We start from the raw sequence: 9595 nt of genomic DNA, 5'->3' as shown, positions 1-9595 counted from the left end.
GGGGGTCGGAGGTTCGAATCCTCCCGGGCGCGCCACCTTCTTATACTGACTGTACTTAATGTTAGTTTAGATTAAGGCTAGTGGCGCTTAACAGTGCCTGCGTTGATACTAGTAGCAGTAAAAGTAAACGTTTACAGAAATATTACGCGCCCGTAGCTCAGCTGGATAGAGTACCTGACTACGAATCAGGGGGTCGGAGGTTCGAATCCTCCCGGGCGCGCCAAATTCAAAAACCCGCTCTCTTATTGAGAGCGGGTTTTCTGTTTCCAGCCTGACCGTCTATTTATAGCCTGACCGGCTAAGGCTCGCGCCCCGGTCTTGCGATCGTTTGTAGCGCCCCCGCTTTGCGGTAGGGCGCTTTTTTTTACCTGTTGATTGGGTCGGTGCGATCGAGAGAGGGGTTAAGACAGTACGGCGTGCTGTTCGTCGACGACAAGGTTATCGAGCAGTTGGTCTAGCTCGGTGAGGCGCTTCACACGCTGAAAATTCTGCTCAGCTTCACTGCTACCTTGGCGCATTTGGGCGAGCCACTGCTTTACCAGGGAGACCACGACACGGTCTGGCAGTTGTTGGCGCTGTAGGGCGGCGTACTCTTTAAGCACGCTGGCGCGCATCGCCCAGCTGCTTTCAGGCAGTCGCTCGCCGGTTCGCAGCCAGTGGCGAATACGTGGCGCTAACCAAGGGTCGGCCAGTGCGCTGCGCCCCAGCATTACGTCACGACATCCTGATAGGGTGCGGGCTTTCCAGTAATCCTCCAGCGTCCAGATATCGCCATTGGCGACAACCGGAATGCTCACCTGGCGGCGAATTTTGCCGATCCACTCCCAGTGCGCCGGAGGGCGGTAGCCCTCGTCTCGGGTGCGCGCATGCACAACCAGCTGGGCGGCACCACCCGCTTCGGTGGCCTGGGCGCAGGCCACCGCTAAGCGGCGGTTAGCGAAGCCCAGGCGAATCTTGGCGGTTACCGGAATTTCCCCGTCTAAAGCGTCGTGAACGGCTTTCACTGCTTGGTAGACGCGATCAGGCTGGCGGAGTAGCGAAGCGCCGCCATCGTGCCGGTTAACCAGTTTAGCAGGGCAGCCGAAATTAAGGTCGATGCTTACTGCGCCTAAGCTAAGCGCCTGGCGCGCGTTGGCCGCCAAGGCGGCTGGGTCAGAGCCCAGCAGCTGTAAATGCACGGGAATGCCGCTCGGTGTGGCCACAGGCGGTTGCGTAAGTTCGGGGCAGTGCTTATAAAACACTCTTGGTGGCAGGCGGGCATCGACAACGCGGACAAACTCGGTGACTGTCCAGTCGAACCCGGCATGACGGGTTAACAGATCACGAGTCAGGGCGTCGATTACCCCTTCCATCGGGGCTAGGCCGATTCTGCCGTTATGTAGTAAATTAACAACCATGACTTCCACTATCGCGCCATTGCATTCTATTCTGGGTGTGGCAGGTTAGTGTATTCCCCTTACTGCGCCAAGCGCCTTTCACCGTATTGGCCTAATGATGTGCGTATAAAAGTACTTGAACTGTAATTGAAAAGCAGGAGAGCGCCTTATGCAGGATCTAGGACTATTGCAAGATGGGCTGGCATTGATGGCACTCGGTATGGGTGTAGTGTTTGTTTTTCTTACTATTTTGGTCATTAGCGTTACGCTGATGTCAAAGCTTATTGGGCGTTTTCAGCCCGTTCCGGTCGCTGTTGATACGGGCAAAAAATCATCGCCATCTTCCGTCCCCTCTGCTCAAAGTGACGAGGTTATGGCAGCGATCAGTGCTGCAGTGCACCGTTACCGCTCAACGCGGCGTCGCTAACTTTCTTAATTTTTTTCATTTCACCCCTCTTTTGACTGTTTTTTTGTTATTTTTACTACAAACTTACAACTCTATTACTGTGAGCCAAGACCATGAACGAAATAAAACGCCCTCTAGGCATTACCGATGTCGTGCTGCGCGATGCCCATCAATCGCTATTTGCCACGCGTATGCGCCTGGACGATATGCTACCGATAGCCGAAAAGCTGGATCGCGTTGGCTACTGGTCGCTGGAAACCTGGGGTGGGGCGACCTATGATGCCTGCATCCGTTATTTGGGTGAAGATCCGTGGGAGCGCATTCGCGCATTAAAAGAGGCCATGCCCAATACCCCGCAGGCCATGCTACTGCGTGGGCAGAACCTGCTGGGCTACCGCCACTACGCCGATGACGTTGTCGATAAGTTTGTCGAGCGGGCGAAAACCAACGGTGTTGACGTATTCCGCGTCTTCGATGCCATGAATGACCCACGCAATCTCGAGCGCGCCATTCAGGCGGTGCGTAACGTTGAAGGTCACGCCCAGGGCACTATCTCCTACACTGTGAGCCCGGTACATACCCTGGATAGCTGGGTCGATCTCGCTAAAACCATTGCCGGTTTGGGCGCGGATTCATTGGCTATCAAGGATATGGCGGGGTTATTGACGCCCTACACGGCGTTTGACTTGGTCTCACGGCTCAAGAAAGAATTATCAATTCCGGTGCACCTGCACTGCCACGCCACCACCGGTCTCTCTACGTCGACTATTTTGAAAGCGGTAGAAGCGGGCATCGATAACGTCGACACCTCAATCTCGTCCATGTCGATGACCTATGGCCACAGCCCCACCGAGTCAGTGGTGGCAATGCTGAAGGACACCGGTCGGGATACCGGCCTGGATCTTGAGCTGCTGGAAGATATTGCCGGTTACTTCCGTGAGGTACGTAAGAAGTACGCCGCCTTTGAAGGCTCGCTGCGCGGTATTGATTCACGCATCCTGATTGCTCAGGTACCAGGCGGCATGCTGACCAATATGGAAGGCCAGCTGAAAGAGCAGGGCGCGGGCGATAAGCTGGACGACGTGCTGAGCGAGATTCCCCGCGTGCGCGAAGATCTAGGCTTTATTCCGCTGGTGACGCCAACCTCGCAAATCGTTGGCACTCAGGCGGTTATGAACGTGATGATGGGCGAGCGCTACAAGTCGATTTCCAAGGAAGTCCAGGCGCTGCTCAAAGGTGAATATGGCGCTGCCCCTGCGCCCTTCAACGCCGAGCTGCAGAAGCGCGTATTAGAAGGCGGCGAGCCAATTACCTGCCGCCCGGCGGATAACCTCTCACCTGAAATGGATAGACTGGCCATCGAGCTGAAAGAGAAAGCCAGCGCTGAAGGTGTTCGTTTGGCTGAAGGCAAGCGTGAAGTGGATGACGTGCTGACCTATGCGCTGTTTCCACAGATTGGTTTGAAGTTCCTTAAGAACCGTGACAATCCTGATGCCTTTGAGCCTGTTCCACAGGCAGCTGAAACGGCGGCTACGCAGGTGCCTGCCAAGGCAGAAAGCAAGTCGCCGGTCGCTAGCAGCGGCCCGGAAACCTATACCGTTAAGCTCAATGGCAAAGCCTTCGTGGTGGAAGTTTCTGAAGGTGGCGAGTTAGGCGAGGTGCAAGAGCAAACTGCAGCCAGCACTAACGCACACAAAGAGGAAGTGCCTGCGCCCAGTGGAGAAAGCATCGATGCGCCGCTGGCGGGTAATATTTTCAAGGTCAATGTACGTCCCGGCGAAAAAGTCGCTGAAGGTGATGTGGTGATCATCCTTGAAGCGATGAAAATGGAAACCGAAGTGCGTGCCAGCAGCGCAGGCACTGTGTCTAAGGTTAACGTCAGCGAGGGCGACAGCGTAGCCGTAGGCGATACGCTGATCGAGCTCTAAGGGCCCAGTAATGGATAAATTAGTAACGTTATGGGAAGGCTCTGGGCTGTATAACCTCGAACTGGGTCAAGCAGTTATGATCCTGGTCGGGCTTGGACTGCTCTACCTGGCCATCTATAAGAAGTTTGAGCCACTGCTGCTGGTGCCGATTGGCTTTGGCGGCATTCTGGCTAATATCCCCGAAGCGGGGCTAGCGATTTCAGCGCTAGACCAAGCGATTGAGGTTGCAAAACCCGCGGTGTTGCAGCAGATGGGAGTGGCGTTGGGCGCTACCCTCGATCCTCTGTCGAACGCAGAAGCATGGCGGGAGTCGCTAAAAGCGATTGCTCACGATTCTGCTGCGCCGGATCAGGTGCGTGCCGCGAAAGATATCGCCATGAATGTGGGTTACGGCGACGGCATGCTCTACAGCTTCTATAGTGTAGCGATTGCCTCGGGTATTGCCCCGCTGATTATCTTTATGGGTGTGGGCGCCATGACCGACTTCGGCCCGCTGCTGGCCAACCCACGCACGCTGTTTTTAGGCGCGGCCGCTCAGTTTGGTATTTTTGCCACCCTGTTTGGCGCTGTAGCGCTAAGCTCGATGGGGATCATGGACTTCTCGCTTAATCAGGCCGCCGCCATTGGTATTATTGGCGGTGCTGATGGCCCGACTTCCATCTACGTCTCTAGCGTGCTGGCACCGGAATTGCTGGGTGCTATCGCCGTGGCCGCTTACGCCTATATGGCGCTGGTGCCGCTGATTCAGCCGCCGATTATGCGACTTTTGACCACCCAGAAAGAGCGTCAAATTAAGATGACCCAGCTGCGGCCGGTCTCCAAGCTGGAAAAAGTGGTCTTTCCACTGGTGCTGTTGATATTGGTCGCGCTGTTTCTACCCGATGCAGCACCGCTGCTGGGCATGTTCTGTTTCGGTAATTTGATGCGCGAATGTGGTGTGGTTGAACGCTTATCGGATACCGCGCAAAACGCCCTGATCAATATCGTCACCATTATCCTCGGTCTATCGGTGGGCTCCAAGCTGATGGCCGAAAGCTTCCTGTCGTTTGAGACGCTGGGGATATTAGGTTTGGGTATTGTCGCCTTCGGAATCGGCACGGCCGCTGGGGTATTGATGGCCAAGCTGATGAACCTGATGAGCAAAATGCCCATCAACCCATTAATCGGCGCTGCGGGTGTTTCTGCGGTCCCGATGGCGGCACGGGTTGCCAACAAAGTGGGTTTGGAAGCAAACCCGCATAACTTTTTGTTGATGCATGCCATGGGCCCCAACGTCGCAGGGGTCATTGGTTCGGCGGTAGCCGCTGGGGTGATGATTAAATATCTTGGTTAACTAGTCCTCTGTCATCAATGACATAGGGGTGTCATTGCGAACGCAGTGAAGCAATCTGGGGTTGGTTCTCAGGGTAGGCTTGAGATTGCTTCGTCGCAGGCTCCTCGCAATGACCGGTGAGTGTCATCGCGAGCGAAGCGCGGCGATCTCGGTTTTGTTTGCCACCGCAGGACGAGATTGCCGCGTCGCAGGCTCCTCGCAATGACCGGTGAGTGTCATCGCGAGCGAAGCGCGGCGATCTCGGTTTTGTTTGCCACCGCAGGACGAGATTGCCGCGTCGCAGGCTCCTCGCAATGACCGGTGAGTGTCATCGCGAGCGAAGCGCGGCGATCTCGGTTTTGTTTGCCACTGCAGGACGAGATTGCCGCGTCACAAGATCCTCGCAATGACATATGGGGCCTTTTTGCTCTGCTGCGTCATGCCTTTGGTGCAGCGAGAACCTCAACAGCACTCTTTAAGCGGTTTTCCAGCGGGGTAATATCCAATGGATAGTCCCGTGGCCAGCCAATGGTTAGGCGCACGCCATCGCCATCGTAATCGGCCTGCTCAATAGGAATATCACGTTCTTCGCACCAACTGCGGGCAGTCGCTTCATTAGCAAATGTGAGTCGCAGGGAGTAAGAATCGCGCTCGACGACTTCTCGTGTAGGTAGCGTCTCAAGGGCATGGCTAACCGCCTGGGCGTAGGCACGGGCTAGGCCTCCGGTGCCGAGTTTTGTGCCGCCAAAATAACGAATGACCACACAACCGATCTGGCCAAGTTGGCTACCCTGGAGAACTTGATACATGGGACGGCCAGCGGTGCCGCCAGGCTCGCCATCATCGGAAAAGCCGATCAAGTTTTGCTCGCCGGGTGGCCCGGCTATATAGGCAGTGCAGTGGTGGCTGGCATTAGGGTGCGCGGTTTTCGCCGCATTCAGCAGGTTGGTGAATGTGTTGATATCAGGGGCGTGGCAAAGCCAGGTAATAAATTGGCTCTTTTCTACTTCAATGTCAGCCGTATGGCATGATGCAGGGGATAGCTCGGGAACCCGATAGCGCATTAATGCTCCGTAAAGGTATGCTTACTTTTCAGGCAAGCTCTTGGATGTGGTTCGACACCCATTACCATACCGAGTACCTGAATATCCCGGTTATGCAAAAAAAGCGCTGGCTGCAGTGCATCTTCTGGCCATAGCTCCACACCAAAGCGGCTAATAGAGAGCTGCCTCAAGGCGATGGTTTGCTGGTTTATTTCGGCAACAGCTGTTTCTGTCTGGGTATCGTGTTGATAGCGACGGATAATAATGACATCGCCATCGAACAAGTTGCAATCACACAGTGCGTTACCGCGCACTTTGAGTGCATAGGTGTTGCGTCGGGTAACGCTAGGCGCCATCGCGTATGGACGCGGTGCAGGTTGTCTACGGCCGAACGTAGCGGCAGGTGCTGCCATCGATAGGGTCATTAGGAAATCTCCATTGCATGTTCTTTCATACAGTGGTTTTCATTTTAGACCTGTTTTTGCATACAGTGCTAGTGATAATTGGTCTTACGACGTATTGATGGAGATCACGCTGCGACCCAGCGCCGCATTGTGTGAGTGGCGAGAAAGGGGCTTTACGTGTAAAGTTCGACGCGAAATCAATATGCCTGGAGAGACGCTTGAGCCTGTGTCTACAAGCCCGACAGCTTGCCTGTGAGCGCGACGATCGTTGGCTTTTTCAAGGGCTGGATCTTGATATTCGCAGTGGTGAAATTGTGCGTATTGAGGGCCCCAATGGCAGTGGTAAAACCAGCCTGCTAAAAATTCTCTCCGGGCAGCTTAGCGACTATCAGGGCGAGCTGTTCTGGAATGGCGCTGCGATGAACGATGCGCGTGAACACTTCCTGGCTAATTTGCTCTATTTAGGACACGCCCCGGGCATAAAGTCAGGTCTCTCCCCGTTAGAAAATTTAGCGTGGTATCAGGCGTTAAGTGGTGAGAGTAATGAAGAGAGTAGCGGAGCAAACGGTCACGAAGAGCAGCGCCTGGATGCCCTTGAACGGGTTGGTTTAGCAGGCTTTGAAGACGTGCCCGCAGGGCAACTCTCGGCAGGCCAGCAACGCCGTGTGGCGCTGGCGCGCTTAACGCTAACGCCACGTGCACTTTGGGTACTGGATGAACCTTTTACCGCGATAGATCGCCACGGCGTCGCTGATCTAGAAAGACAGCTTGTTGCTCACGCTCAGTCGGGTGGCTGCGTGCTAGTAACCACACACCACGAGTTAACCGCTTCACCGTTGTTGAGACGGATTGCGCTGGGGTAGAAGGAGAAAGGGTTGCATAGCTCTTCACATAGCTCTTTGCATGGTGCTTCAAATAGCTCTCTACATGGTTCAGACACCACCCAGCAGGTTTCAGCAGTGCCACTGCGTGAGCACCCAGGTGGTTTGATGATCGCAGTGAAGGCCACGCTAGTGCGTGACTTAACGCTGTTGCTTAGACGCCGTGGCGAAGTGCTCAACCCGCTGGTGTTTTTTGCCCTGGTGATCACGCTGTTTCCGATCGCTATTTCGCCCGATCCAGAGCTGTTAGCGGTGATTGCGCCAGGTTTGCTGTGGGTGGCCGCTTTGTTAGCCGCGCTACTTTCATTAGATAGCCTGTTTCGCAGCGATTATGACGACGGCAGTCTTGAGCAACTGCTATTGGCGCCGCAGCCGTTAGCCGCGCTAAGTTTGGCCAAAGTGGCCGTGCACTGGCTGCTGACAGGCTTACCGTTGGCGCTGATGGCGCCAGTATTAGGTATTATGCTGGCGCTGCCAGCGGGTAGCTACGCCATATTGGCGCTGTCGCTTGCACTGGGTACGGCAAGCTTGAGTTTGATTGGCGCGATTGGAGCGGCGTTAACCGTCGGCTTGGCACGGGGCGGGGTGCTGCTCTCGCTTTTGGTACTGCCGCTGTATATCCCGGTACTTATTTTTGGTGCAGGCGCGGTACAGGCGGCCATTTTAGGAGACGGCGTCGCAGCCCATCTGGCTATCCTGGGTGCGCTGCTCGCCGCTTCACTCATGTTGGCGCCGTGGGCGATTGCCGCATCGCTGCGTATCAGTATTAACGGTTAAGGACAGGACACGCTATGTGGGCCTTTATACATAAGCTGGGATCACCCAAGTGGTTCTACACCATTAGCGCCAAGCTGCAGCCCTGGTTCTGGGCCGCGGCGGTGCTGTTATTGGTCGTTGGCTCGCTGTGGGGGCTAGCGTTTGCCCCGGCGGATTACCAGCAGGGTAATAGCTTCCGAATTATTTACGTTCATGTGCCAGCAGCCTTTTTAGCCCAATCCATTTTTATCTCCATGGCGGTATCCGGCCTGGTGTTTATGGTTTGGAAGATTAAAGTGGCTGATATGGCAGCGGCGGTGATGGCCCCCCTTGGCGCGGCCATGACCTTTGTCGCGCTGTTTTCCGGCGCTGTATGGGGAGTGCCCACCTGGGGAACCTGGTGGATGTGGGATGCCCGACTGACCTCCATGCTGATACTGCTGTTTTTGTATTTGGGCGTGATTGCCTTGCGTGGCGCGTTTACCAGCCGCGATAGCGCCTCACGGGCAGCCTCGGTGCTGGCCATGGTGGGGGTGATCAATATTCCCATTATCAAATACTCGGTGGATTGGTGGTACACGCTGCACCAGCCTGCTTCATTTACGCTGACTTCGCGCCCGGCCATGCCTACCGAGATGTGGCTGCCGCTGGTGATTATGGTGCTGGGTTTTTACAGTTTTTTTATTGCCTTAACGTTGATGCGCACGCGCAGCGAGATTCTTCGCCGCGAAGCTAATAAGCGCTGGGTACAGGATCTGGTCAAAGGCCAGGTAGAGGAGACCCGCTAATGGCATTTGCCTCATTTTCCGAATTTCTCGCCATGGGTGGTCACGCACCTTATGTATGGTCTGCCTGGGGTGTTACCGCGCTGCTGTTGCTCGCCACCGTTTGGCATGCGCGTGCAGAGCAGCGCCTACTACTCAAAGGCTTGAAACGTCGCGCACGGCGCGAAAACAGCGCGAGGGGGAGTGCTCAATGACGCCTAAACGTAAACAGAAACTGTTTGTTATTCTGGGCCTTGTGTCGCTGGCCGCGATTGCCGTGGGGCTAACCCTGTACGCGCTACGCGCGAACATTAACCTGTTTTTTAGCCCGGTACAGATTGCCCAGGGCGATGCGCCCATGGAACGTCAGATTCGCGCAGGCGGCATGGTGAAAGAGGGTTCGGTTTCCCGTGACCCCGAAAGTCTGGACGTAGAGTTTACTGTGACGGATTACGTCGATGACCTGGAGGTCTACTACAGCGGGATCCTGCCCGACCTGTTCCGTGAAGGCCAAGGCGTGGTGGTAGTCGGTGAACTTCAAGCCGATGGACGCTTGTATGCCGACAAGGTGCTTGCGCGCCACGACGAGAACTATATGCCCCCCGAAGTCGCTCAAGCGCTTGAAGAAGCGGGCTATTCGCCCGCCGACTACCAGGCCAAAGCCGCCGAAGTGGGTAAACGCCTGGACGAAGAAGGCGTCCCCCAGGCAAGCGAATACTAATTTT

Annotated in this window: 11 protein-coding genes and 1 tRNA gene; 9 read left to right on the top strand and 3 right to left on the bottom strand. The window is 55.4% G+C overall.

What is annotated here, in order from left to right:
- Positions 1-146: 146 nt before the first annotated feature.
- Positions 147-223 (top strand) — tRNA-Arg (locus tag KUC_RS02445).
- Between the two features lie 178 nt (positions 224-401).
- Here KUC_RS02445 and KUC_RS02440 read toward each other — a convergent pair.
- Positions 402-1397 carry a tRNA dihydrouridine synthase gene (locus tag KUC_RS02440; protein WP_244264723.1) on the bottom strand — a complete coding sequence of 332 codons (996 nt, stop codon included), beginning with the start codon at positions 1395-1397 and terminating at the stop codon, positions 402-404.
- Positions 1398-1545: 148 nt separating this feature from the next.
- Here KUC_RS02440 and KUC_RS02435 point away from each other — a divergent pair, with 148 nt between their 5' ends.
- From KUC_RS02435 to KUC_RS02425, 3 genes are all read left to right on the top strand, one after another.
- On the top strand, positions 1546-1803 hold the full coding sequence (locus KUC_RS02435; protein WP_007111499.1) for an oxaloacetate decarboxylase subunit gamma: 258 nt from the start codon (positions 1546-1548) through the stop codon (positions 1801-1803).
- 92 nt (positions 1804-1895) lie between these two features.
- Positions 1896-3710 carry a sodium-extruding oxaloacetate decarboxylase subunit alpha gene (gene oadA, locus KUC_RS02430; protein WP_007111498.1) on the top strand — a complete coding sequence of 605 codons (1815 nt, stop codon included), beginning with the start codon at positions 1896-1898 and terminating at the stop codon, positions 3708-3710.
- 10 nt (positions 3711-3720) lie between these two features.
- Positions 3721-5043: a sodium ion-translocating decarboxylase subunit beta gene (locus tag KUC_RS02425; protein ID WP_007111497.1), complete on the top strand. Its 1323-nt coding sequence runs from the start codon at positions 3721-3723 to the stop codon at positions 5041-5043.
- Between the two features lie 416 nt (positions 5044-5459).
- On the opposite strand, the gene KUC_RS02420 is transcribed toward KUC_RS02425, so the two are convergent.
- Together KUC_RS02420 and KUC_RS02415 are read right to left on the bottom strand one after the other, a co-directional pair.
- Positions 5460-6086 (bottom strand): IMPACT family protein, encoded by a 627-nt coding sequence (locus KUC_RS02420; RefSeq protein ID WP_007111496.1) that lies wholly within the window; start codon positions 6084-6086, stop codon positions 5460-5462.
- Positions 6086-6490 (bottom strand): LexA family protein, encoded by a 405-nt coding sequence (locus KUC_RS02415; RefSeq protein WP_040479297.1) that lies wholly within the window; start codon positions 6488-6490, stop codon positions 6086-6088. Before KUC_RS02415 ends, KUC_RS02420 begins: the two co-directional genes overlap by 1 nt.
- A 197-nt stretch (positions 6491-6687) precedes the next feature.
- On the opposite strand from KUC_RS02415, the gene ccmA reads away from it, so the two are divergent.
- The 5 genes from ccmA (at position 6688) to ccmE (ending at position 9591) form a co-directional block, all read left to right on the top strand.
- The gene (gene ccmA / locus KUC_RS02410) at positions 6688-7332 is read left to right on the top strand and encodes a cytochrome c biogenesis heme-transporting ATPase CcmA (protein ID WP_007111494.1); all 645 of its coding nucleotides are present in this window, start codon (positions 6688-6690) and stop codon (positions 7330-7332) included.
- Positions 7333-7458: 126 nt separating this feature from the next.
- A complete protein-coding gene (ccmB, locus tag KUC_RS02405) occupies positions 7459-8127 on the top strand; it encodes a heme exporter protein CcmB (protein ID WP_244264772.1) in 669 nt (222 codons plus the stop codon).
- Positions 8128-8141: 14 nt separating this feature from the next.
- Entirely contained in the window at positions 8142-8894 is a 753-nt protein-coding gene (locus tag KUC_RS02400; protein ID WP_007111492.1) for a heme ABC transporter permease, read from the top strand.
- Positions 8894-9085, top strand: coding sequence for a heme exporter protein CcmD (gene ccmD / locus KUC_RS02395; protein ID WP_007111491.1), 192 nt, complete (start codon positions 8894-8896; stop codon positions 9083-9085). The genes KUC_RS02400 and ccmD overlap by 1 nt, the downstream gene beginning before the upstream one ends.
- Positions 9082-9591 carry a cytochrome c maturation protein CcmE gene (gene ccmE, locus KUC_RS02390; protein WP_007111490.1) on the top strand — a complete coding sequence of 170 codons (510 nt, stop codon included), beginning with the start codon at positions 9082-9084 and terminating at the stop codon, positions 9589-9591. Before ccmD ends, ccmE begins: the two co-directional genes overlap by 4 nt.
- Positions 9592-9595: the final 4 nt, after the last annotated feature.

It is taken from the genome of Vreelandella boliviensis LC1 (assembly GCF_000236035.1).
GTDB lineage: Bacteria > Pseudomonadota > Gammaproteobacteria > Pseudomonadales > Halomonadaceae > Vreelandella > Vreelandella boliviensis.
Note: the sequence above shows the minus strand (reverse complement) of the source record. Positions and strands in the feature narration are given on the sequence as shown.